Raw genomic sequence first — 25,601 nt, 5'->3', positions numbered from 1 at the left:
TCATTCTCATTTGCATTAAGTGATATTTTGAGCGGCGTAACTCTCTCCCCCTCTTCCAATTCCTCCCGGCCTTATGGTCGGCGTCATTGCGTGAAGACTCGTTGGGCTATTTTTCTCGTCAGTCTGGCGCTGCTGGGTCTGATCGCCGCGCTCAGTTTAATTCTGGGCGCGAAGGCGATTCCCTTCGCCACCGTGATGGACAGTCTGTTTGGCGACGCCAGCGGTCCTGACGCCACTATCATCCTGGAAAGCCGCTTACCTCGTACGCTATTGGGTCTGTTGGCCGGAGCCGCTTTGGGGGCTTCCGGGGCGTTGATCCAGGCATTGACCCGCAACCCGCTGGCGGAGCCAGGCATACTTGGCGTCAACGCCGGCGCTGGATTGGCGATGGTGCTTGGAGTGGCGTTTTTCGGTGTCCACTCCCAGGCAGGCTACCTAGGAATGGCGTCGCTGGGCGCCTTACTTACCACGTTATTGGTGTTCTTCGCGGGCTTTTACGGGGCGGCGCGCATGGACCCATTGCGTTTCGTGCTGGCGGGGGTCGCCATTGGCGCGGTCATGGCTGGCGTGGCGTACGCCGTCACCCTGCTGCACCCTTCCGTCTTCGACACCATGCGTTATTGGAGCGCGGGCTCACTGAACGTGCGCAGTCTGGAGCCGGTGTTATGGGTCGCTCCGGTCATCGTTGCCGGGATTCTCCTGACGCTGTTCCTGGCGACGCCGCTTAACGCCATCGCCATGGGAGAGGACCTGGCGGTGGCGCTGGGCGCGAAACCACAGTGGGTGCAGGGCCTGTCTATCCTGGCGATCACCTTGCTGTGCGGCGGCGCCACCGCAGCAGCCGGCCCTATTGCTTTCGTGGGCCTGATGATTCCCCATATCGCGCGCTGGCTAATGGGCGCCGATCAGCGCTGGATCGTCCTGCTGACGCTAACCCTCTCCCCTTGCTTGCTGCTGTCAGCGGATATCCTGGGACGCTTCCTCACTCCTGGAGAACTACGCGTCTCCATTGTCACCGCCTTTCTTGGGGCGCCCATGCTGATCTGGCTGGCGCGACGCCATCACGGAGGCGCACAGTGAATCGCGCCGACTATTTTCTCATTGGCGGAATGGATGCTCCTTTCAACCTCCCTATTCACAAACGCGCGCTGGTGTTGGGATGCATGCTGTGCGTGATATGTCTGGGACTGGGGTCAGCTGCGCTGGGCTGGGGAACCTTGACGCTGCCTTTCAGCGACGTCATGAACGCGCTGTTCGGCGCAGGCCCGGAACAGGCGCAAATTGTCGTGACGCAATGGCGACTGCCCCGCATCACGGCGGCGTTGATTCTCGGCGCTGCGCTGGGGGTGAGTGGCGCCATATTCCAGTCGTTACTCCGTAACCCTTTGGGCAGTCCTGACGTGGTCGGCTTCAATACTGGCGCGTACAGCGGCGCGCTGCTGGTGATCGCTGTCTTCCACGGCGGATACTACGCCACCGCCGCCGGAGCCTTATTAGGCGGATTAACGACGGCGCTGCTGGTGTATGCCCTCGCCTGGCGAAAAGGGCGCGCCCAGGGATTCAGATTGATCATTGTCGGCATCGCAGTCAGCGCCCTGCTCAATGCCCTTAACACCTGGATGATGATCAGCGCGAGCCTGGAAGCCGCCATGTCCGCCGCCCTGTGGGGAGCAGGTTCGTTGAATGGCCTCACCTGGAGTAAAGCGTCACCCTCCCTGATTTTTTGTCTGCTGGCCATCGCCGCCGCGGTCCCTCTGCAAAGACGCCTGCGCCTGCTGGCCATGGGGGACGACGCCGCGCAGGCGCTGGGCGTTGCAGTTAACCGCTCACGCCTGACGCTCATGATTCTGGCGGTGTCACTGACCGCCGCCGCCACCGCCGCCACCGGTCCTATCAGTTTTATTGCCCTGGCGGCGCCGCAGATCACCCGCCGCTTGCTGGCCGCCGATGGCGTCAGTCTGCTGAACGCCGCGTGGATGGGCGCCTTGTTGCTCCTTGCCGCGGACCAGATCGCACACCACCTGTTCGCCCCCAGTCAGTTGCCGGTCGGCGTCGTCACCATCTGCATCGGCGGCGTTTATCTGGCTTGGCTGCTTATCAACGACTCACAGCGGAAAACCTCATGACGCGACAGCCCTCCCCTCTGCATATCGAACCACCGCAACGCCAGGCGCCGCGCTTGCGGGCTCAAAACCTGACGGTGGGATATGAGCAGCGCATGATCAGCGAGAATCTCAATGTGGCGATTCCAGATGGGTCTTTTACGGTGATTGTGGGTCCCAACGGATGCGGCAAGTCCACGTTGCTGCGCAGTCTTTGCCGCCTGCTGAAACCCGTCTCCGGCGAGGTATTGCTCGACGGTCAGGACATTCACCGCTATCCCGCCAAACTGGTTGCGCGTCAACTGGGACTGCTGCCGCAAAGCGCCAACACGCCGGAGGGCATCCGCGTGCGGGATCTGGTGGCCCGAGGTCGCTATCCTCATCAAAGCGCCTTTCGTCGCTGGAGCCGGGAGGATGAAAACGCCGTAAACGAAGCCATGATCAGTACCGGCGTTGAGGATTTGGCCGACCGCTTCGTGGATGAGCTTTCCGGCGGCCAGCGTCAGCGCGTCTGGGTCGCCATGGCCCTGGCCCAGCAAACGTCCTTATTGCTGTTGGACGAACCCACCACCTATCTGGATATCACCCATCAGATCGAATTGCTGGAGCTGTTTCGTACTCTGAACCGCAGAGACAACCGCACCCTCATTGCGGTGCTGCACGACCTCAACCACGCCTGCCGCTACGCCACTCACCTCATCGCCATGCGCGACGGGGCCATCATTGCTGAAGGCCCGCCCGCCAGCATCATTTCCGAAGCGCTAGTTGAAGAGGTCTTCGGCCTGTCCAGCCTGATCATTGAAGACCCCGTGAGCCATACGCCGCTGGTGATACCCAAAGGCAAAGGACAAGCCTTGTCGATTGCAGACAATTAGCGAACCTCTGAAAAACGCGATCCCTTCGCCCCAGCTTGCAGCAGATGCGAGAGATAACTCTGTTTGCGAATGACAAAGGCTATCAACGCCTGCGCGAAGTCCGCATCCACCGCGTCGATGACAGACTGTCTGGCCGCCAGCTGTTGGCGCCAGGCTTCGACCTTCGCCAGTCCCTTAAACAGATCGATTTTTATTAAAGAGTTAAACACGTCGAAATAGCGAAACACCGGCGCATAAACAGCGTCCACAATCATGAAATCGGCGCCTGCAAAGTAAGGGCCGACAATCACGTCTTCCAGCCGTTCAAATCGACGCCGAAGCAGTTCTTCCGCATGGCTGAAACTCTCCTTGTCCTGAGCGGAATAATATCTGCCGATCGCATCCAGGGTTTGTGAGCCAAACTCAATCCATGAACGATGCAGCGCCCGTAATTTAGGGTCCGCCGGGAACAGACTTCCCTCCGTGACTTCATCAAGGTATTCGCATATCACCGCCGATTCGAAAATAGCGTCCTTGTTATCTACCACGAGTAAAGGCACTTTGCCTGTGGGGGAAAGCGCCAGAAACCAGCCCGGCTTGTTCGCCAGATCGATATCCGTGCGTTTAAACACAACGCCTTTTTCCAGCAGTGTGATCACAGAGCGCTGCACGTAAGGACATAACTTAAAGCTAACCAGCTCAATCGTTCCGGTATTCATTTCAGGCCTCCTTGGTGATGGCGTAACGTCCATTGCCCAAGAAGACCTGGGTGGCCGCCATTAAGACCAAAACCAGTGGGTATTCCCAGCCGCCGCCTTCATTTGCAAACAACCAGCCCGCATCCCAGTGCGCCCAAGTCGCGCCAAGCAGAATGGGCGCAACCATGGCGGCGGCGACCTGGCTATGAAAACCGACGATGAGCGCAATCCCGGACACCGCCTCCACGAAGAAAACGAGGTAGGCCAGAAATGCCGGCAGGCCGATAGAGCTGAAGAATTCAGCCGTGCCCGGCAGTGTAAAAACGACCAGCTTCAAATACAGGCTATGGGTGATCAACACCACGCCAAGCGTCACGCGCAATAGCAAAGCCGCCAGTTCATAGTTTCGGGAAATAGTCATGTGCGTCTCCAAGTGAATAGTGATGTTTTTATTCTATTCATTGCATTAATGCGTTATCAGTTGTAATTTTCGAAATCCTGAATTGCATAAATGCATTAGTTATGGACTGGAACTCTCTGAAGATACTCGCCCTGGTCGCCCATAAAGGGTCTATGTCCGGGGCGGCGAAAGAATTGGGCGTCAACTACACGACCGTGTTTAGACGCATGGAATCTCTGGAAAACGAGATCGGCGGGAAGTTGTTCGAGCGCGGCTCAAAAGGCTATGTCGCGACGCCGTTGGCGGAGAAAATGCTCGTGTTCGCCAACCGCATGCGCGACGGCGCGGAGCAGATCGAACGCCAGATTGTCGGCAGGGAGTTTCAGCCTAGCGGCGTCGTGAAGATTACCGCTCCCTTCAATATTGCTAACCGTTACCTGCCGGAGGCATTGCGCCCCCTTGCACAAGACTATCCCGACATCACTTTCGAGATACTTTCCAGTAACGATGATTTCAATTTGAATTCACGGGTCGCCGACATCGCCGTAAGAGCGACCAGCTCGCCGCCGGATCATTTGATAGGCCGCAAGGTCGCTTCGATCCCCTGGGCGATGTTTGTCGCGGAGTCGTTTATGGAGCGCTTCGCGCAGCCGCCAACATTAGAAACCCTGGCGGGCTACCCGCTTATCGGCGCGTCGGGAAGCATGCTCAACCTGCCCGCGTTTACCTGGCTTGAGAAAAATCATGCGACCGCCATCGTGGCGAGATGTAACGAACTGACCGCCATGTCCTATTGCGCAGAAAGCGGACACGGCATTGCATTCTTGCCGGTGGATCAACGCCGCAGCGGATTGGTCGAGTTGGCGGAATTTGCGCCCGGAAAAACCAGCGACATGTGGGTCTTGAGCCATCCAGATTTAAAAAAGACCGAGCGCATACGGATCGTTGTTGAGCAGCTTGTCAGCTATTTTAGGAGTCTGGATTTTTAAGGATTGGTTGTGGCCGGGATTAATCGCACAGCCACAAACTTTATTAAGGCATGACACTTCCCCTATCTATTACTGACGAGTCGCCGTCACTTGAAACAACTTAAGCGAACCGATAAGAGAGTCAGGGGCGCAAGCGTGCTGAACCAGCTTGTTATAGGTCTTTTCAGCTCGTCCCGGCTCAATAAGCTTGTAGCGTATGAGGTCCGCCGATAATTGTTTAAACGAGTACGCCACAACCAGTTTCTCTCTGGCGTCCGTCAACACGGGCTGCTCGATGTGAATATCACACACTTTCAAAGCAGCCGGCATATCGTTCAGTAGACGGCTTCCATAGTCGTAATTCACCTCTTTCATCTTGCCCAGTTCAAGCACCAGCTCATTAACGTAATAGAACTCGGGCAGATAGGGATAGCAGAACAGGCAGGACACTTCCGGTTCCTCAAAAACAGCCGCTCCGCCGGGATTAAGCAGCCCTGCGACTCTCTCCAGATACGTTTGTTTATGCTGCTGGTGCATTAACACGAAACGACCGTAAACGCAGTCAAACCGGCGCTCTATCTCTGCAGTATTGATATCCGCTTCCATCAAGTTCACGTTGAAGCGTTTCTCGTTCTGGACCCTTTTCTCCGTCTGCAGGAGTTGTTCCTTAAAACAGTCAAGGCCAGTAATCGTACCCTGCTCGCCGGCAAGCAGGCCGGCCCAATAGCAAAGCAGACGCCCATGTCCACAACCTATTTCCAGTACCGTCTTGGGACGGTAACGCTCAAATACCCCATGACGAATGTATCTTTCGCTTATTTCGCCATATATATCATTTAAAATATCCAGCCGCTCGACATCCTCATTCCCTATCGCCAAGGCGTAATCAGCCGCCATCGCAATCTCCCTGAATAATTAACCCGGCGGACAACCCGCCTCCTTGTGATTGTCCGTAACCTGTTGATCCGCCACGACAGGTCCTGGATATCTCTGGCACTATCTCCCTCAACATGTCGCCGCGCAAACGCATCCTTGCATCTGGCTATTAACTTGTCATACCAGCGCCATAATATTCTGTTACCGAGTAATGGAAACCGCTTATTTTACTGAGTACTTTTCAATATTGGTTTCAGGTTCATGTCCAGAATTCAGTTCTGTTTGATTGCGTCAGGGAATACGTGCTGGATAGCCACCGATTTCAAAACCTATAACTATTTCAACTGACGACGGCGGACACCAAAATGCTCGCAAGGGCCGCCACCCCGAGAGTCCCATCCACCGCCATGATTACTTTGCCGCAGTTCAACCTTTGTTCCGCGATGTCCAAATGCGGCGGCATGTTTAAAGCAGAAGTGATGTCTTTAAGAACCTGATCCAATTCATTCTCGTCAGCAACGCTAATTGAAACATGCTGCGTTGCGTTTTCCAGCAGGAAGGACAAGTAAGTAGCGCCATTATCCTCCGCCACAAACGCCCAGGATTGCACCTCGGCAATGAGGATCTGAAAGCGCGGTTTGAGAAAGCCGCAATCAATGGTGAGAACATCTTTAGCGTTTTGTATTTTCACAGCAGAACAGCCCTTTCATCTCTGAAGCTTCTTTTGAAATTAGTCGTGGCGGAATTTATACGACAACAAAACTCTCCCATAAACCCACCACCTAGATTTACCAACTATTAAGACTACACTTATGACAACCAGGAGGTATAAGGCGACAAGTGCGCCTCTGGATCGTGTAGATTGCATTGCTTATGGAGAAAGCATCATGCAAACAGGCTCTTCTCATAGCAACCGCGGACTCGGCCTTCGTGTGGCGGTTCTGACTGTTTTGGCTTCTCTTGTCATTGTTCCCGCCGCGCACTTTGTCACTCGCAGCGCGGAAATCAATAAAATTCTGGCGCAGCAATCCGTGGAAGTATCCGGTCAGGCGCAGCTGCGCATCAGCAAGTTCAATGACGAGATTGAAGAGTACATTCACGTCACCCAGTTTCTCTCCAGAACCCCGCCCATTCAGGGAATCATTCGCGCATCGGCGAATGAGGGATATGACCCGTTGGAGAATAATCGTCTCGAAACTTGGGAGCATCGACTGGAAGTCATATTTCGCGAATACCTGTTGATCAACGACACCATCCTGCAGGCTCGTTTCATTGGACTCGCTGACAATGGCAAAGAGCTGGTCCGCGTGGAGAGAGACAGTGGCGGAGCCGTCGCAGTAGTCGCCCGGGATAAGCTTCAGCCAAAAGGAGACAGTCCCTACCTCAGGGAAACGATCAAACACAAAAAAGGCGAGACGTATATCTCCCCCATCAATCTGAATAGAGAAAATGGCGTTGTCGCCACGCCTTTGACGCCTACCCTGCGTTTTGCGACGCCAATTTACGACAGTCTTGGCGCTGTGTTTGGCATAGTCATCATCAATGTCTACGCTGAGCCGGTAATCGATTCCACCTTAGCGGAAGATCTGCCTGCGGATTACAACGCCTATCTCACCACCGCCGGTAACGATTTTATTTACCATCCCGCCAAAGGCATGGAGTATGGGTTCGATCTGGGCAAAAGGAACACTTGGGCGGACGAATTCACCAGCCCGCCGCAAACGGGAGAGCTGACGCTATCCCGCGTCAGCGCTCTGCGCTATTACACCTACCCGTTTCAAATCGTCTCCTTGGACAGTCACGCCAATGCGCCGATGAACTTCATTCTCACCGTACCACAATCGATAGTGCTGGCCTCCGCCGCTAACGCCGCCTGGGTGCAGGCTGGAATACTGGTAGTCCTGCTGGCCCTGTCCGGCGTGCTGGTGTATTTCTACTTGTCCTATATGGGCCGCAAAGTGAGCTTGTTGAAGGACCAGGCGCGCCTGTCCGCCATCATCGACAATTCCAGCGACGCCATCATCAGCCTCTCTTCGCGGGGGGTGGTGGAAAGCTGGAATAAATCCGCGGAGGAGATGTTCGACTATGCGGAAAACGAAGTCCTTGGCAAAAATCTGGCGAAACTGATCGTTCCAGATCGCCTGAAAAGCGAATACACCGACGCCTTGAAAACGATTAATCAGGGACAGACCGTCAAGGCGTATCACACCACCCGGCAACGTAAAGACGGCGCACTGGTGAATGTTTCCGTATCCTCCTTTCCGATCAAGTCCAGATGGAACGGCAGGACTCTCGGCGCCGCTGCGATCATTCGCGACATCACAGACAAAGTGGAGGCGGAGAATCAGATCAAGGCGCTGAACCAGAAGCTGACCAACGACGTGAAAGAACGCACGTTGGAGCTGGGTGAAGCGGTGAATAAAGCGCTCTCGGCGAATAAATCAAAGTCGGATTTTGTCGCCAACATGAGCCAGGAAATCCGCAGCCCCATGTCCGCCATTTCCGAAACCCTGCAAGTGCTGAGACGCACTGCGTTGAACTCTCAGCAAGAAGACTGCGTGGAAAAACTGGAGTCCGCCTCTCAGTCCATGACCTCATTCGTCAGTGACCTGCTCGACTACTCCAAAATCGAAGCGGGTCAACTTGAGCTGGAGCCGCATGCCTTCAATCTGGACAAGCTGCTGCGGGAAATCAGTTATCTCGTTTCCGCCCATACCGAAAACAAAGACATCGAAGTCATTTTTTATCTGGACCACAAAATCCCCAATAACCTGGTGGGCGACGAAGCCAGACTGAAACAGGTGCTCATCAAGCTTCTCAGCAATGCGGCCAAATTCACCAATCAGGGAGAAATCACCTTAACCGTGAAATTATCCGTGATGACTCAGGATGAACTGGAGCTCAAGTTCAGCGTAGAAGACACCGGCATCGGCATGACGGATGATCGCTGCAAAGACATATTCGAAGCCTTCGTGCAGGACGACGCCTCCGCCTCCAGAAAATATGGCGGCAGCGGCCTGGGGCTCGGCATCTGCAAACAGCTGATTGAAATGATGGGCGGCGACATTCAGGTCCGCAGCGCGCTCGGAGAAGGCAGCGCGTTCAGCTTTAACATCAAAGTGGCGGTGGATGAAAACCGCACCGGCGAGTTGAACATCAACCGCCCGGAACTAAAAGCCTTGCGCATCCTTATCGCCGACGACAACAAACGGGCGGCGGCCTGCATCAAAGAGCTGGCGCTCACCCTGGGATGGAGTTCAGATGTCGTCCTGTCCTTACCGGAACTGGCGACCCTGTCTCAGGATTCGCAGAAAAAATACGACGCCGTATTCGTCGACCTGAACATGATCAAAGCCAGCGGCGCCAATCCGACGGAGGAGCTGCAGAAAATACGGCGCTCCGATACGCCTCCGGCGCTGATTCTGATGACCAACAGCGGCAAGGCCATCCCGGGTCTGCGGGACGCCCAGATAGACGCCGCCTTTGACGGCCTGTTGTCCAAACCAGTCACGCCGTCGATGTTGCTGGATTCCGTCGCCGAAGCGCGGGCGTCGCAATCCAAATCCGCGCAAAAACGTCGCAGTCAGGAAAGCAGCGTGATAACCGGCGCCAGTTTATCCGACATTCGGATATTGCTGGTGGAGGACAATCTCACCAACCAGCAGATCGCTTCCCAGCTGCTGCAGGCGGAAGGCGCGTTCGTGGATATCGCCTCCACCGGAAAAGAAGCGATCACCGCCATCACCCACGCAGGTTCTCAGTTCGATATCGTGCTCATGGATATCCAGATGCCGGAAATGGACGGCTATGCGGCGACCAGAGCCCTGCGCGAGAAGTTCGGCTACAAAACTCTGCCCATTGTGGCCATGACCGCCAACGTACTCGAAAAAGACAGAGAAGAGTGCCTGGCTGCAGGGATGAACGATCACATCGGCAAGCCCTTCGACATCAACGAATTGTGCCAGGTCATTCTCAAGTACACCGATGAAAGCCGCTTGGATAAGACCGCCCATCCGCATGCAGCCAGCGACGTCACTCTGGAATCCGTATTCAATAAAGGCGCGGAAATCGGCATTAATGTAAAAGAAGCCGCCGGACGTTTCGGCTCCAACTTCTCAGCGTATCGCATTGCGCTGGAAGGCTTTGAAAATGACGTCAACCGCCTGCTGATTCATCTAAGCGTGCCGTTCAACACGGAAAACACGCGGGAAATCGAGAAAGAACTCCACATCATGGGCGGGCTCTCCAAAACCATCGGCGCAGACTCCCTTTCCATGCTCTGCAAACGTGTAGAAATCCTCATCATGAACCACGCCCTGCGCCCACAGGTCGTATCCCTGCTGCGACGTTCCCTGGAAGCCTCCCTGCACGCCTCAAGGAAAATACTCCTCTACCTGGATGAACTGACACCCCAGGCGAAGCGCAACGACTCCAAGTCCAACCAGGCGTCATGACACGCAGACCGGCGCCATGGGCAAATTAAGAGGGCCATCTCGGCGGGAGATGATCCTCTTTGTTCTTAAAATATCCCCGCAAGTGAGATAGGATGAGAGTAGTTTGAACCTCAGGCATTCCTTCACGTGACACAACTCAAAGCGCTCACGCTCAACCAACTCGCTCGCGGCAAAACCAAAATTATTCTCCTGACTCTCTGCGGCATCCTACTGCTCAACGCCTGCGCCGGCTTCACCCCAACTTCCACCAAACAGCATTACATCGACCTAACCTACTCAGACTTCGGCCCACCTTCCCTGGCGACAGATTTATTAGGCTCCGAATGGTGGCAATGGAATCCTCACGGCGACCCCAGACCAAGACACTACAACGTTCACGTGATCGTCTACCGCAACATGACGGAAAGCGACATCCGCAAACACTTCCCCATCGACGAAGCCACCGAAAAAGACTACCGCTACCTCCCCTACACAACCGCCATAAATTACCTCGACACCAACATCACAGCACTCGCTTCAGATGACGAAAGCGTTGTGCAGGAGATCAGGGAGCGGTTGATTCAGACCAGAAGAGAGATAGTTCAAGCGTTGGGAGATTGAGTCATCTGGTCATTGTAGCCAATTACGACCTGCCCACCCCGTTCGCCCCGTTCGCCCCGTTCGCCCCGTTCGCCCCGTTCGCCCCGTTCGCCCCGTTCGCCCCGTTCGCCCCGTTCGCCCCGTTCGCCCCGTTCGCCCCGTTCGCCCCGTTCGCCCCGTTCGCCCCGTTCGCCCCGTTCGCCCCGTTCGCCCCGTTCGCCCCGTTCGCCCCGTTCGCCCCGTTCGCCCCGTTCGCCCCGTTCGCCCTGAGCCTGTCGAAGGGCTCTTCGAAACGCAAGTCATTCATCAGCCATATCAGCGCCGTCTCAAGCTCCGCAAGAAATACCACGATTATCTCGTCCAGCAGTTATGATTATGGCGATTTCAAACAAGCTCCCTGAATGTTGTTAAGGGTTATTGCCTTGAATAGCGCTCTGGGAGGCCCTTCGACAGGCTCAGGGCGAACGATGGGGCAGGATGGGTAAACGGGGCCTCCCTTCCTACCCACTGCCCAACCTGGCTTCATCTTTGATGCCATTTATCAGGGGATAGTTGAGTTACACGCAACCTTATTTGGAAGCTAATGCGGATCAGTTATGAGCAAAGTCACTCCATTGATCGACAAGATAGAAAAAGAAGAACAAAACTTACCTCCCCGTATACGCGGCGAAAGGTTTCTCAGGCGCTCGAAATTCGTGAATGACTGGCTTAACAGTGAAAACGATGGTGACGACGAGCCCGAAGACTTGGCATGGGGAAAGGCAAATAAAGACGGAGGCTTTGTTCCTGATGACGAAGAAGAATGAAAACCAGAGTACGCCACTTCCTGGGGAGACGGCCCGAACCACTTCAAGCTGATTTAGACAGCCGCTTCTGCCCATCAGGAGCGGAGCCCATTTGTGGCCGAGTGAGTGCTGCGAGCCACAAGTGGGTGGGTCCGTTGCCGCTAATAGTTATGCTCAATAACTGTGACGTTAAAGCCCTCATCGGGAGAGGGTTCGACAAAATATTTGGTTATTTGCACAAACATTTCCTGAGTATCCGTTGCGGCTCGTTCCGGTTGCTCGATGCGTCTTTTGGCTATTTGATTCAAACAAATTTCGTTGGGCGCTTTTATGTATATTAGCTCGTGATCAGCGCCAATTTCGGTGAATATGCTTTTCAGCCAACCTCTTTGCCCGATTGTATTGGCGGGAAAATCCATCACGACATCAGAGCCCGTACTGAGCACATTTTGCACAAGCGATTTAACCAACGGCTTTATCATATTTGAATACTTTACATAGTCTTCAACACTACGAATTTGCGCGGGATATAGAGATTCAAGCCATATATCTTCCGAGAGCAGAACCGCACCCATCTCTTTTGCCAGTTCTTTGGATTTAGTCGTTTTACCCGCGCCCATTTTTCCACACAAAAGCACCAACATTCGGCTCTCCCTACTACTTAAATTTCTATATTTGCAATTGCAGCCGCATCGCCAGAAGTTCCAGACACGCATAGCATCGTTTCAACCACCGCTACATGCGTCCTTTAACAGTATTCCCTTCCAGAGAGCGATCAAGTATGCCTTTTACTCCACTCGGGATCGAGGCTCTGGCTATGTCTCTATTACCAACACCGCTTGCCAATTCGAGAAAGCTTCCCACTATTGCGCGCCCTTCAACGCCTGTTCAAACGCACCGGAAACCAACTGAACCAGTTCCGTATGAATCGCAGGCCGTGAGCGCCCGCCACCGTCGGTGCATATGGGTTCTCCAATCTGTTCTTCTTCGGCGATGTCCGCCGCATGAGGTTTGCATTCGCCAAACAGGCTGTAGTGACTGGCGTCGTTGATCAGTGTGTAGGTGGCGTCAGGGATGGCCTTGGCTATGTCAGAAGCCAACGCTGTTTGCGGGATCTTTCCTGCTGGTCCCAGATTCACCAGTGCGACAGGGGTTGTTATGTCTTTAAAAGAGTCGCCTGCAATAACGTCTATGGGCACGGGGTCGATAGCCATTGCGAAGCGAATGCGTTGATCACGATAGTCACGGCCTGCTGGCTGAAGGTCCATTTTATGAAGATCCACGCCGCTTTGCCTTACCCACTCACACAGAGACGCATTACGCTGGTCGGTATCACAGTATGACGCAAGAAGTTCAGAATCGAATCGTGCTCCAGCCATCTGTAATGCCGTGCCGCCGCCCATGGAGAGCCCGAGAACGCCTACCCTGTCAAAGCGTGAATGCTCGCGGAAAAACGCATCCGTCTGCATCGCATTAAGGGCGTCGGTCAGATCAACGGGCCGCAACCAGAGTTTCATCGTTTCAGCGGCCGACCTATTCGGCCCTGTGTTACCGGGGTGAGTCGGCGCGACGATGATAAATCCCCGCTGCGCCAAAGGCGTCGCCATCCAGCTCATAGCCTGCGCACTTCCGCCCAGTCCTGCGCCATGGGAAAGCAGGATAAGCGGAAATTTTCCGGTGGCTATGGGTGCGTTAAGCGTGGCGGGAACGCCGGAGAAAAAAATACTGTCGCCCAGTAACACCGGCTCACCGCCCTCTGTCGCCGGATACCATACCGTCACATCAAGACCGCCAGCGCGCTGCTCCGACGCCACACTGAGATGCCGCACGCCCACATAGTCCGCAGCCATCACAGCCCAACCTGATGCCGAACCCGACATCAGGATCAACCAGCAAAGAAATCTGTTAAAAACCGCCATTAGCCTCTCCATATTCGTGCTGTTTAGAGGGGTGCTGATGACAACCCCGAAGACGGCTATTTAAGCGAAAAAGCCCGTACGGTAAGACCTTGATCGCGTTTTAGGACGTACTGCAGGGCCAATTTCGCGAGATAATAAGATCTCAGAAGATATATATGGAAACACTATCACTCTGCTCCAGCGCTCTTCCGATAAGGATCACGGGGGAGGCCACAAATAACTCTTTAGACGTACACACCTAATGCAGTTAAGCCACGATAGCGCTATTTTTCGCACATGACATAGAACGTGATTCTTAATACTTATCCACTCTACGCTTGAGGAGATTACATAGAGAAAATGGAATTAGACCACCCTCCCCCTTCAATTTTTGCTATTTATCTCCTTTTGAGAGAAAAACTTCCAAAGCCATATTTCAGCACAGCACTATTTCTTTCTGAACTTTATTTATTTAAAAAAAGGGCTATATTTTAAAAAATTGATGTCCTTCAAGGGCGTATCACGTTGGTTTTTCATCATGCCTAACGAAATAGCAAAAATATCTTTTTTCCTAGCCAAAGAAAAAGAAGGCTTCGAAAGCGTCATAGACAAAGACAAGCAACGCGAATTAACAAAAAGCATAGAATCAAGACATTTTAAAACAAATGTAGCAGAAGCAGTATTTTATTTTATAAAAACCTCTTCAGAAACATATGAAGACCCACCATGGCTAAGCTTTATAAATGAAAAAATTGAGAATCAAATTCATTTTTCAACATCCAGCAAGAGGGCCAGTGGGCTATTACTACTAAAAGTATCAAACAGATTACTAGCTGCAACCTTCGGAACAAAAGGAAGTGTATTATTAAAAAAAGAGAGATTAGTTTCTGATTTTGGAATTATAACTGCTATGAACATGTGCGGTAGCGGTGAGCTTAGACAGACAAAATCAAGCACTCATACAGCCACAACAAAACATATTGACAGACACTTAAGCAGACCGTCCGACTCGTTTGAATTTGGGATGGATGAATCCGAACATTTGCAATTTATTTCAGCCCACCTTGAAAATAATAAAAATATCACTCTGCAAGGAAAAGACAGCCTCACTTTAAAAGTCATTGGTGATTCGAAATTAACATGGGAGAAATTGATATCTCATGCAGAGGAATTCATAATTGAATACAAAAGTGAAAATTATAAAATCAGCTTTCCAAACTATTTAAACATTGAAGAAGTCCCTACACCTCTATCCAACGAACTAGATGAAATACTGTGTCAAAAGATAAAAAATGAAGACTACTCCAACATACATTTATCAATACCAGAATTCATCCAGGATGATGAGTTCAGCTATTCTTATACGAACAACAAAAAAAGAGAAAACAATATTTACTCACACATCTGTATAGAACACCTCATAAAGGAGAAATTATTAAGTAAGGACCGCTTCACTATAAAAACTCTAAAAAACAAACACATTTACGCCTATAGCCATTTCGATGAACGAATACTTTCTTACAAGAAATGGTCATATTATTCTTGCATTATCGCAGAATTAGTTCATAAAGATAGGCATTACATACTCTCGTCTGGGGTATGGAAAAAGTTCGATAGCGACTTTTACAATATGGTCAATGATTTTGTTAATAAAAAAATAACGGTGGAAAAGACAGATAACACCTATAATAACATTTACATTTTCGAAAAGAAAAAAAATAGAGAAAGTGTATTCAACTCTGAATACTGTAAAATCAATAAAAAAGCAATTCTATTCGACCAAGCCAAGCTTGGAATTGGAACGGGAATTAAAAACAAAGAATTTTGCGACATTTTAGAGTATGTTGAGGGCTCAGGGCTTATAAATATAGTGCATGTAAAGAGATACGAAAATGCGAATTCATTAATCTATCTGTTCTCTCAGGCCAAATTCTACTGTGAATTTTTCCTCAGTGACGAAACATTTTTAATCGACATTAGAAATCACATAATAGACTACAAACCAGAAAATTTAGAAAAATATTTAAGCATAATAAAAGATAACCAGGAACAAATAAATGGAAAAGATTACAATATAAAGCTTTGGCTTCTTTATTCGAAGGGCTCTCCCATCCCCCAAAAGGAGAATATCCCCATTATGGCAAAATATGAGCTTAAACTAGCATATGATCGTCTTCGAAAGGTGCACAAGTACAATTCAATAGCCCTAAGCTTCATCCCTGTCATAACTACAAATCATAAAGAAGCAAAGAGCACCACTTGACATCCAACAATTACAAAATCATATATTTTAAAGCAAGACTAATGCCCGATCTCATCTTGAAATTCATACTCATGCCTACGAAAAATGGCTTGATAAGAAGTTAAATAGTCTTCGAAGTGAGAAGGCGTTAAGGACGAATCGACGAGATTAACAGCAAACCCCATAAGTTAGGAGAGGAGCCCTCGGAACCTTTCACGGTAGCCTTCAATTCAGAGGACGTGAGGGACAAATTGGTGTTCAAAACCAAGTATGACAACTGCTCAAGCCTTTATTGCACTGAAGAACTTAAGCAGTTGGTTGAAAACCATGAGTTGACAGGCGTGAGCTTCATCAGCACGAATGAGGCTCAAGGCTAGCTAAGGCACGAAAGTGCCCAGAGGCTTCCACTTGCCAGTTTTCCGGTAAGGTGCGGGTGGCGACGAACATGTGAATGTCGCCGCTTCAGCATCCAGCAGGCCGAGGAATCACCAAACGCGCAATTTGGCGACCAGTCCATGGGCAGAGGGGGATCATTTTCACGGCTGAGGGTGGTTAGTGGGTTTGGGTTAGCGCTCTGGGAAGCCCTTCGACAAGCTCAGGCCGAACGGAGGAGTGGCGCGATGGCGCTTTGGTCTGCGCGCCCTATTCTTATTTTTGCTGAGCTTGTTGGCGCCCCGATCAAAATTCAAGTCAAGTAGACATGGGGTTCAAACACGATATGCCCAATCTGAAATATGCCAGCTAATGGCTCAAAACCCTGATTATGTTTGAAGGCGTGTGCTTTTTTGGAACTATGTGCAGATGTATGCAGCACCCTCTCAAATTGAATAAGCTAGTTATCTCGATTTACGAAACGCCTCTTAGATGAGTTTCGGCATTGGTCATGTCGGAAGGCGCTGCGCTTTTCCAACCTACTTGAGATACGAGAGGATTTTTCCGCATTTTGTAACGCTCCAAGATTCCCTCCATGGGCCAGGGAAAGACCCTGAGGCTTCCACCCCAAGGCCAAAATCAAATCAGCGTTCGCCACCTCCTTCGTTCATTTCCGTCAGCAGTTTATTTAACAGCGGTCCCAACGTTTTCAATGTCTCGGGGGAGACGATGTCTTCGTGGTTACAGTGAATGTCGTGACGGGTCATGGTGCGAATGTAGGGCTTCCAGCTGCCTTCCACTTGCCAGTTTTCCGGTAAGGTGCGGGTGGCGACGAACATGTGTATGTCGCCGTCATAGATCGGCGTTTGCGCAGTGGAGAGGAGTTTTACGGAGGCTTCGTAGTTGGCGACGATTTGTTTGAACATCACCGCTTTCTCCTGCTCAACGAAATCATCCGCTGCGGCTTCGGCGTCCAGCATGAACTGCTCCTTCTCCCGCTCGACTTCCGCATGCGCTTCTTCTTCCGTCGGGCCGCTCCAATCCTGACCTTCTGGGGGATATGAATCCAGCAGGCCGAGGAAGGCCACGTCTTCACCGTGCATACGCAGTTTCGCAGCCAAGCCATGAGCGATAGTGCCTCCCAGCGAATAACCGATCAGATGATAAGGGCCACGGGGCTGAATGCGTCGCAATGTTTGCAGATGACGTTCACATACCGCATCGATATCGTCGCTGGCGGCGATTGCACCTTGAGCGCCCGGCGACTGCAAGCCAATCAATGGAATATGCGCTGGCAGGTGACGCACCAGTCCGCTGTATTGCCAGGCGAACCCAGAGGCGGGATGCACGCAGAATAACGGGGCGCCGCGCCCGGCGCGCAGGTGCAAGACTTCGCCAAATCCAGCGTTGGCGGGATCATTCATCGCGTTCTCATCCGCCAATAACGCCGCCAATTGCGCCACGGTTGGCGAGGTCATAATAGCGCCAACTGATATGGGCCGCGCCAGGCTCTTGCGTAGTTCCGCCGCCAGGTTCATCGCCAGAAGAGAGTGGCCTCCCAGCGCGAAAAAGTCATCATCGGCAGCGACTGTCGGCACATTCAAAATACGCGCAAACACACTGGCGATCTGCGCCTCCAATCCCGGCCTGGGCGCCCTGCCCTGAGTATCACTCTTCACCGTAGAAGGTTCCGGCAGAGCTTTGCGGTCCAGTTTGCCATTGGCGCTCAACGGGAATTCGCTTACAGGCACGATGGCGACAGGGACCATATGGGCCGGCAGGGTTTCCGCCAATTGGCGGCGTATGGCGTCGGCGTCAATCTCTTCAGCATGGGGGATAACATAGCCGACGAGCTGGCGGTTATCCGCGCCCGCCATGGCGGCGTCGCCGTTGTTGATCACACGGGCGTGAACGACCGCCCGTTTGATCTGCGGCAGGCTTTGCAGGGCGGACTCGATGTCACCCAGCTCGATACGCTGGCCGCGGATCTTGAGCTGATCGTCACTGCGTCCCAGATACTCTACATCGCCATTCGGCAGCCAGCGCGCGACATCTCCGGTGCGATACATACGCGCGCCCTCGCCTGCAGCGTCAGCGACAAAACGCACCACGGTGAGGTCAGGACGTCCCAGATAGCCGTCCGCCAACTGCACGCCGCTCAGATACAGCTCTCCCGCCACGCCGACCGGCGCCGGACGCAACCAGGGGTCCAGGATACGCAACTGCGTATTCCACACCGGGCGTCCGATCGGCACGCTCAACCCCGTATTATCACGCTCTTTATCGAGCAGTCCGGACGCCTGTTTATAAGTGACGTCCACCGCCGCTTCCGTGGGCCCATAAAGGTTGTGCAATGGGGCGCGAATGTAGACGGAATACAAATCCGCCAGTTCGCGGGAAAGCGCTTCGCCGCTGCAGAAGACACGACGCAGTCCGCCACAGGGAACCTCCCCCTGACTGGCGATAGCCGCCGGCAACCGGTTCACAAACGCCGCCAGCATGGATGGCACAAAATGCAGCGTCGTCACCTTGTGGCGCTCGATCAGCGCCAGCAGCTCATCCGGGTCGCGATGCGCCTCCGGCGGCGCCATATACAGCGACGCCCCCACCATATGCGCCCAGAAAAACTCCCACACCGACACGTCGAAACTACAGGGGGTTTTCTGCAGCACCACATCGTCGGATTGCAGGCCATACTCCGCCTGCATCCAGACCAGACGATTGACGATAGCCCGGTGCGACACCAACACGCCTTTGGGATTGCCGGTGGAGCCGGAGGTATAAATCAGATAGGCGGGATGATCCGGCGACAGCCGCTGGGATAAGGCTGGTTGCGCTTCTGATTCATTTTCCAGCCCACCTTCCTCAATCTCCGCGACTTCCGCCACCAACTGATCAAACAGCATCAGCTCCCCCATCGCGCGGAAACGGGATGCCTGATCCGAAGAAGTGATGATCAAACGCGGCGCGGCGTTACGCACCATATAGGCCAGGCGCTCGTCGGGATAACCGGTATCCAGCGGCAGATAGGCCCCGCCGCTCTCCAGCACCGCAGTCAGCGCAATGCTCAGCCGCGCGCAACGGGGCAAAGCGACAGCGACGATATCTCCTGTATTAACCCCCGCCCGACGCATTTTCTGCGCCAATGCCAGGGCCTGGGCGCGCATCTGCCGATAGCTCAGTCGCAGCGTTTCGTCTTCCAGCGCCACCGCGTTTGGCGTCCTGCGCGCTTGCTCCGCCAGTAACTCGCACAGTGTACTGTCGGCGACAACCGCGTCCGTGGCGTTGACGCTATCAATGAGACTGCGTTCGCTCTGGGTGCGCAGATCCATCTGGCTCCAGGGCGTCGCCGGGTGATAGGCGAATTGCTCCAGCACACTCAGCAGCCGCTGCGCGATGTCCTCCGCCTGGGTCACCGGCTCACGATATTCGATAATCAATCGCAGGCTGTCTCCAGGCAGAACCATAATCGTCAGCGGATAATGGGTGTAGCCGCGATTGCGAATATCGGTCAAGCGCGCACCCAGATAATCCCGCTCGGTCAGCCCATCGTCATCGGGGTAGTTCTCACTGACCAGCAGGGTATCGAACAAGGTCGACGTCCCCGCCAGCCGCTGAATATCCGCCAGGCCCAGGCAGTCGTGCTCCAGCAACGCCACCTGTTGCGCCTGCAGCCCCTGCAATTGCGCCAGTAACGGCCGCTCAGGATCGAAGCGCATGCGCACCGGAATCGTATTGCTGAACAGCCCCACATGCTCCTCCAGTCCATCCACCGGACTAAAGCGTCCTGACACTGGCGCGCCGAACACCACATCATCGCGGCCGCTCAACACCGCCAGTACGGCGGCCCAGGCGCCTTGCATCAGGGTATTAAGGGTCAGCCCCTGTTCACGACAGCAGGTCTGCAGCGCCTGCTCCAACGCCTTCGACAAAGTCAGCTCCAGCTCTTTCACCTGTGCTTGCGCGGACGCGCCTTCAAACAACAAGGTGGGACGGACATCCTTCAGCGCCTCGCGCCAGGCGGTGGCGGCGGCCTCCGTGTCTCTGGCGCAGAGGTCGCGCACCACCTGGGCGTAATCGGAATGCGTCGGCGCCAGGGTATCCGCGCCATCGCCATAGGCGTGCAGAAAGTCTCGCAGCAAAATCGGCGTGGACCAGCCGTCCACCACCAAATGGTGCGCCGTTAAGAACAGGGTATGGCGGTTGTCGATATGGTGAATCAACCTGGCGTGCAGCAGAGGTTGCGCCGGCGTCGCGGCGATATCGAAATCACGCGCCAGCTCTTCCTGCTCCAGACGCCACAGTTCCAACTCCAGCGCCTCCCCGCGCAGGTCGCCCAGATAGCATTGCGACCAGGGCCAACGGCGCTCGCCGTCGATCACCAGGGGAATCAGTTGCAGCGGTTGCGCCACAGTCTCGGCATCAAACGCCGCCGCCATTTGCGGATGACGACGCAACACCGCCTCCAGCGCATCCCGCATCCGCTCCACATCAAGCGTTCCACGAAAATCCAGACGTGTGGTGGAGTTATACTTGCTGGCCGCCTCCCCTAATTGCGCATGGAATAACAGCCCCTGCTGCAACGGCAACACAGGCAACGCCGCCGCAAGAGGACCGCAGCGATCACGCAACTCGGACAACATGGCTTCGTCCAGGCTCACTCCCGCGACCACTGTCTCCGCAGCAATCAAGGTATCCGCCGCCGCCCCAGGACGGTAGGCGGCGAAGTGCTCCAGCTCACGCAGGTTTTCCACGATGCGTTGATGCAGACGGGCGATCAGCCAGCGATCATACAAACCTTCCGCCCAGGTCCAGTTAATGGCCAGTCGGGGCTCGCCTCTGGCTTCATCCACGAAGATATTGATTTCCAGCCCGTACAGCATGGACAGGTCGCCATCGATGTCCACAGCGAAGGCGTCTTTGAAACGCTCGCCGAGATGGCGCGGCGTCCAGTAATCCTCACCGACATTGAAGCGCCCCAGATAGTTGAACAGTACCTGAGGGCGATGTTCAGCCTCCAGTTGCGCCAGTTCATTCCGACTCGTTTTGTCCAGATACCGCAACACGCCATAGCCCAGACCATGATCCGGGATTCGCCGCAGGCTGCGTTTCACCGCCCGCACCGGCTCCGCCGCGTCATACTGACCCGATATGACCGCCGTCAGATCAAATGTGACCGGATACTCCGCCGTCAGCCAGCCGATGGTGCGGGCGGGATCAACCTGCTCCTGCAGGATTTCACGCCCATGGGATTCCAGAGAAAAACGTACGCCGGAAGCTGCGCGCTCTTCACAAAACGCTTTCGCCACCACCGCCAGAAGAATCTCGTCAATCGACGCCCGGTATGCGCCCGGCAACGATTGCAATAACGCCTTGGTCAGCATCGCGTCCGCCAGGGTGCGCCAGTGTTGCGCCGCGCCGTAGGTATCCTTTGCTGGATCAAGCGGCCGTCGGGACAGCAACGGCAAATAGCCTTGCAACATATCCCGCCACAGCGCCAGCTCCTGACGTCGCGCGGGAATCTCTTCATGCAAGGTCCGCGACCAATCGCGCAAAGAAGTTTCCTCAGCCGGGATTATCGCCGTAGCGCCGGCCGCGACCGCTTCACAGGCGGTTTCCAGCTCGCGCAGCAGCACCCGCCAGGACACGCCATCCACCACCAGGTGATGCAAGGTCAGCATTAACCAGACGCCGCTGTTTCTGTCGGCGATGCGCCAGGCGCGCATCATGACGCCGGCGGCGGGATTCAGTTCCGCTGCGGACGCCTCGAACAGTTCATCCGTCAGTTTGCCGAAGGCCTCCGAGTCGGCCTCATGAGCCACCTCAACCCGGGTGAGAATTCGGCTGTCGAGACCGGCGCTGATATCTTTTATCGCCAGCCCCTCTTCGCCGATATAGGCGCGTAATGCAGGATGAGCCCGTTGCAGCGCCTGCAGCGCCTCCCTTAAATGCGCCGGTTGAATCTGCGCCGGAATACTCAGCAGCACGCCTTGCGCAAATCGGCGCTCCCAGCCGTAATGCTCCGCAAACCAGCTCGGCGCCGGCAAGGCGCCCACCGGCCCCTGGATCAAACCACTGGCGGTTCCGCTCTGTTTCTTGAGCGGCTGCATGGCTCTGCTCATACGCGCCGCGGTGCGCTGGGTGAACACCTCTTTCGGCCGCAGTTGGTAGCCGCTACGCCGCAGTTCTGTCCCCAGGCTCATGGCGGAAATACTGTCGCCGCCCAGATTGAAAAAGTCGTCATCAACCGCCACCTGCTCCAGCCCCAACACTTGGGCGATGGCGGCGCAGACCCGTTTTTCCGCCTCCGTCACCGGCGCCTTTCCTCCCTGGCGCGATGGCGGACGAATCGTCGGCAGCGCCTGTTTGTCGATCTTGCCGTTTACCGTCAGCGGCCAGGCGGGCAGGATGGCCAGCGCGGAGGGCATCATGTAGCCCGGCAGCATTTCGGACAGCTGACGATAGAGTCGATCGCGAAGCTGTTCGTCATCGTGACGCAGATCTTCATTGACGGTGCAATAGGCCGTCAGCCGATGACTGGCGCCCGCCGTCGCCGCGGTCACCACCGCCCCACTCACGCCCGGCAGCGCCTCCAGCGCATGCTCCACCTCACCCAGCTCCACACGGAAGCCGCGCACTTTCACTTGTCGATCGCTGCGGCCGACGAACTCCAGCTGTCCGTCTGGAGTCCAGCGCACCAGATCCCCGGTGCGATACATCAAGTCGCCTTCCCCTTCCGGATTCGCCACGAAGCGCGCCGCGGTCATGCCGGGGCGCGCCAGATAGCCCCGCGCCAGTCCTGCGCCAGCGACATAGAGCTCGCCGGTCACGCCTTGCGGGGCGTCGCGCAGTTCCGGGTCCAGCACATAAATACGGGTATTGGCCACCGGGCGTCCGATCACCGGCTGGTCCGCCGCGGCGACGCCGGCGCCCAGGGCGTCCACCGTATATTCAGTAGGGCCATAGAAATTGTGCACATGCAATTTCGGATACTGTTTCACCCTGCGCCACAACGCGGGCGGCGCGGCTTCACTGCCGATCAGCACCAGACTGGGATGAGGCGCTCCGTCCTGCATCAGTCCACAATCCAGCATCTGCTGCAACATGGAAGGCGGCACGTCAAAGGCGTCGATGCCTCGGCTGTGAGCCAATTCCACCAGCGCCTGAGCGTCCCGTCGCTGCTCTTCAGTGCAGATATGCAGTTCCTGCCCCAGCAGCAGCCAGATCAACTGTTCCCAGGACGCGTCGAAGGAAAATGAGGCGCTGTGCGCCGCCCGCAGGCGACGCCCCTGCAGTTGCGCCATGGCGGCGCCGTAGAGCGTGGCCTGATGGGACAGCAATAAGTTGAGCAGACTGCCGTGGGTCACCATCACACCTTTGGGCGCGCCGGTGGAGCCGGAGGTATAGATGACATACGCCAGATGGCCGCTGCGTAACGGCTCGGCCCGCTCTTCATCGCGAATCGTAGCGCCGGATCTAGCGTTAATGCGTTGTTGCAACGCTGAGTCGTCCAAAGCAACACAAGGAACTGTTTTTAGGGCCTCCTTGGCCAAGGCGGCGTGCGTCACCGCCAGTTTCGGCTGGGCGTCTTCAAGCATCAGCGCCAACCGCTCCTCAGGATAATCCAGGTCCAACGGCAGGTACGCCGCACCTGCCGACAGCACCGCGAGAATAGACACCACATAGTCAACGCCCCGGGGCAAAGCGATCGCCGCCAGATCATCCGGCGCCAGCCCCTGGGCGATCAGTTCACGGCCAAGGCGGTTAACGCGGGCGGAAAGTTCAGCGAATGTCAGACACGCATCGCCGCAGCGCAGCGCTATTTCCTGTTCGAACGGGCCGGCGCAGGCGTGAAATATATCCAGAATGGTTTGCGCCCGGGCGGGCGCATCCACACGGGGTCCGGTGGACCAGTTGCGCAGGCGCGCCAGTTCTCCCGGCCCCAATAAAGGAAGCCGCTCAATCGACTCCTGAGGATGACGCAACGTGTATTCCAGAAAATGCGCCAGTCGCTCGCAATGCAGGCGCAATTCCTGATCCGCATAGCGTTCCGGGTTGGCGGTAAGCTCGATCACCAATGCGTTCTGCTCCAGCCACAGGCCAAACTCCAGATCCTCCACCGGACCGGCCGCCAGCACCTGAGTGACGCCGGGCACGCCGTCCAGATCCAGCCCCTGATCATATATTTTCAGGTTAATCGTGGCGGCGTACAGGCCTCGGCCGGAGCCCACCACGCCCACATCTCTTTGCAATTGCTCGGCGTCGTAACGCTGACGACGGCGAATCCGCGCGAGTTCCGAGGTCAGGCGGCGCGCCAAGCTGACGATATCCGGCGCGCCTTCCATATCCAGTTGCACCGGCAATACATTCACCACCGGACCGGTGGCGTTGAGGGCGACTGATCCCATACGTCGCATGAACGGCATGCCCACGACAATTCGCTTGTGGCCGGTCATTCGGCGTAGATAGGCGAACACGCCAGCCATGGCGATTTCATTGGGATTCAAGCGTGTTTCGGCGGGTATGTCGAAGCGCTGCAGCGGCAGTCGCAGTCTGCGTTTCAGGGTATTGGCGTTGGCGAATCCTCCCGCCTTTTGACGCTCTCCCGCCGCCAGCGACACCGGGTCCGCCAGGGTCGCGGCGTAATCCCACCAGAAGGCGCGGTCCTGAGCATAGGCGTCGGACGCCTGATAGCTTTGATACTCCTGCACGACTTTGGCGAAGGAGGTGTGACGGCTCTTTTCCGGCGCGCGGCCTTTGCGCAGGGCGTTGTAGATATCGGCGACGCGGCGAGTGATGGCGGCGAAGCTGTAGCCGTCCACGCTCACATGATGGTAGCGCTGATACCAGAACCAGCGCTCCGCCCCGACTTTAATCAGCATATGCCGATATAGCGGCTGATCTTCTTCGCCGCGCCAGGGCGTACCCAGGTCGTCGTACATAATGACGCCCGCCTGTCGTTTGGGATCTTGCTCCGCAGTCAGGTCCAGCAGGTCGGGAACGTCCACGTCATCGACGCAGCGATTCATCGGCAGGCGCTGCAGAACGCCGTTGTCGTCTTCAATAAAACGGGCGTGGGGAGTATCCGTCTCCGCCAGCCCCATGCGTATCGCACGCTGCAACAGAGGCGCGTCCAGCGCCCCTTGTAAATCCACATAATGAGCCACTACGTAGCTGTTGCGCCCTACCGCAATCTGATCGGCGAGCCATATGCCCATTTGGGTTCCAATCAGAGGAAGTTCCACCTCCTCTGGAGCCAGAGAGTTCTTACCTGAAGTTTCTAACACAATGCCTTCCCTCTTGTCGGCCGGATAAATTCGAATCGGGAGTGTTGGGACAGACGCGCTCAGGCGTCGTTATTAACATGGCAAGG

The 25,601-nt window shown here is 55.1% G+C and carries 16 protein-coding genes; 9 read left to right on the top strand and 7 right to left on the bottom strand.

Going from position 1 to position 25,601, the window contains the following annotated elements; translation table 11 throughout:
* The first annotated feature begins 90 nt into the window (after positions 1–90).
* The 3 genes from fepD to ACQYWX_RS13730 are packed head-to-tail and all read left to right on the top strand — an operon-like array spanning position 91 to position 2,977.
* Positions 91–1,080, top strand: a complete 990-nt coding sequence (fepD, locus tag ACQYWX_RS13740) for a Fe(3+)-siderophore ABC transporter permease (RefSeq protein WP_431689178.1) — start codon at positions 91–93, stop codon at positions 1,078–1,080.
* Positions 1,077–2,126, top strand: coding sequence for an iron-enterobactin ABC transporter permease (gene fepG, locus ACQYWX_RS13735; RefSeq protein WP_431689177.1), 1,050 nt, complete (start codon positions 1,077–1,079; stop codon positions 2,124–2,126). The genes fepD and fepG overlap by 4 nt, the downstream gene beginning before the upstream one ends.
* Positions 2,123–2,977, top strand: coding sequence for an ABC transporter ATP-binding protein (locus tag ACQYWX_RS13730; protein WP_431689176.1), 855 nt, complete (start codon positions 2,123–2,125; stop codon positions 2,975–2,977). Before fepG ends, ACQYWX_RS13730 begins: the two co-directional genes overlap by 4 nt.
* Here the strand turns inward: ACQYWX_RS13730 and ACQYWX_RS13725 are convergent.
* Together ACQYWX_RS13725 and ACQYWX_RS13720 are read right to left on the bottom strand one after the other, a co-directional pair.
* Positions 2,974–3,675, bottom strand: coding sequence for a glutathione S-transferase family protein (locus ACQYWX_RS13725; RefSeq protein WP_431689175.1), 702 nt, complete (start codon positions 3,673–3,675; stop codon positions 2,974–2,976). The genes ACQYWX_RS13730 and ACQYWX_RS13725 overlap by 4 nt on opposite strands.
* Before the next feature lies 1 nt (position 3,676).
* Positions 3,677–4,075 carry a DoxX family protein gene (locus ACQYWX_RS13720; protein ID WP_431689174.1) on the bottom strand — a complete coding sequence of 133 codons (399 nt, stop codon included), beginning with the start codon at positions 4,073–4,075 and terminating at the stop codon, positions 3,677–3,679.
* Positions 4,076–4,176: 101 nt separating this feature from the next.
* On the opposite strand from ACQYWX_RS13720, the gene ACQYWX_RS13715 reads away from it, so the two are divergent.
* A complete protein-coding gene (locus ACQYWX_RS13715) occupies positions 4,177–5,043 on the top strand; it encodes a LysR family transcriptional regulator (protein ID WP_431689173.1) in 867 nt (288 codons plus the stop codon).
* 69 nt (positions 5,044–5,112) lie between these two features.
* Here the strand turns inward: ACQYWX_RS13715 and ACQYWX_RS13710 are convergent, their stop codons facing one another.
* Positions 5,113–5,919: a class I SAM-dependent methyltransferase gene (locus ACQYWX_RS13710; RefSeq protein WP_431689172.1), complete on the bottom strand. Its 807-nt coding sequence runs from the start codon at positions 5,917–5,919 to the stop codon at positions 5,113–5,115.
* 319 nt (positions 5,920–6,238) lie between these two features.
* Positions 6,239–6,589 (bottom strand): hypothetical protein, encoded by a 351-nt coding sequence (locus ACQYWX_RS13705; protein WP_431689171.1) that lies wholly within the window; start codon positions 6,587–6,589, stop codon positions 6,239–6,241.
* A 196-nt stretch (positions 6,590–6,785) separates the two neighbouring features.
* Here ACQYWX_RS13705 and ACQYWX_RS13700 point away from each other — a divergent pair, with 196 nt between their 5' ends.
* From ACQYWX_RS13700 to ACQYWX_RS13685, 4 genes are all read left to right on the top strand, one after another.
* Positions 6,786–10,352, top strand: coding sequence for a response regulator (locus tag ACQYWX_RS13700; protein ID WP_431689170.1), 3,567 nt, complete (start codon positions 6,786–6,788; stop codon positions 10,350–10,352).
* Positions 10,353–10,478: 126 nt separating this feature from the next.
* Positions 10,479–10,952 carry a hypothetical protein gene (locus ACQYWX_RS13695; protein ID WP_431689169.1) on the top strand — a complete coding sequence of 158 codons (474 nt, stop codon included), beginning with the start codon at positions 10,479–10,481 and terminating at the stop codon, positions 10,950–10,952.
* Positions 10,949–11,332, top strand: coding sequence for a hypothetical protein (locus tag ACQYWX_RS13690; protein WP_431689168.1), 384 nt, complete (start codon positions 10,949–10,951; stop codon positions 11,330–11,332). Before ACQYWX_RS13695 ends, ACQYWX_RS13690 begins: the two co-directional genes overlap by 4 nt.
* Positions 11,333–11,527: 195 nt before the next feature.
* Positions 11,528–11,737, top strand: coding sequence for a hypothetical protein (locus tag ACQYWX_RS13685; protein ID WP_431689167.1), 210 nt, complete (start codon positions 11,528–11,530; stop codon positions 11,735–11,737).
* A gap of 140 nt (positions 11,738–11,877) precedes the next feature.
* Here the strand turns inward: ACQYWX_RS13685 and ACQYWX_RS13680 are convergent, their stop codons facing one another.
* On the bottom strand, positions 11,878–12,360 hold the full coding sequence (locus ACQYWX_RS13680; protein WP_431689166.1) for an AAA family ATPase: 483 nt from the start codon (positions 12,358–12,360) through the stop codon (positions 11,878–11,880).
* 219 nt (positions 12,361–12,579) lie between these two features.
* Positions 12,580–13,635: an alpha/beta hydrolase family protein gene (locus tag ACQYWX_RS13675; protein WP_431689165.1), complete on the bottom strand. Its 1,056-nt coding sequence runs from the start codon at positions 13,633–13,635 to the stop codon at positions 12,580–12,582.
* A 517-nt stretch (positions 13,636–14,152) separates the two neighbouring features.
* Between ACQYWX_RS13675 and ACQYWX_RS13670 the strand changes: the two genes are divergently transcribed.
* Positions 14,153–15,877, top strand: coding sequence for a DUF6119 family protein (locus tag ACQYWX_RS13670; protein WP_431689164.1), 1,725 nt, complete (start codon positions 14,153–14,155; stop codon positions 15,875–15,877).
* 995 nt (positions 15,878–16,872) lie between these two features.
* Here the strand turns inward: ACQYWX_RS13670 and ACQYWX_RS13665 are convergent.
* Entirely contained in the window at positions 16,873–25,515 is an 8,643-nt protein-coding gene (locus ACQYWX_RS13665; protein ID WP_431689163.1) for an amino acid adenylation domain-containing protein, read from the bottom strand.
* Positions 25,516–25,601 lie beyond the last annotated feature (86 nt).

Origin of the sequence: Hahella sp. NBU794, from assembly GCF_050749805.1 — a bacterium.
GTDB lineage: Bacteria > Pseudomonadota > Gammaproteobacteria > Pseudomonadales > Oleiphilaceae > Hahella.
Note: the sequence above shows the minus strand (reverse complement) of the source record. Positions and strands in the feature narration are given on the sequence as shown.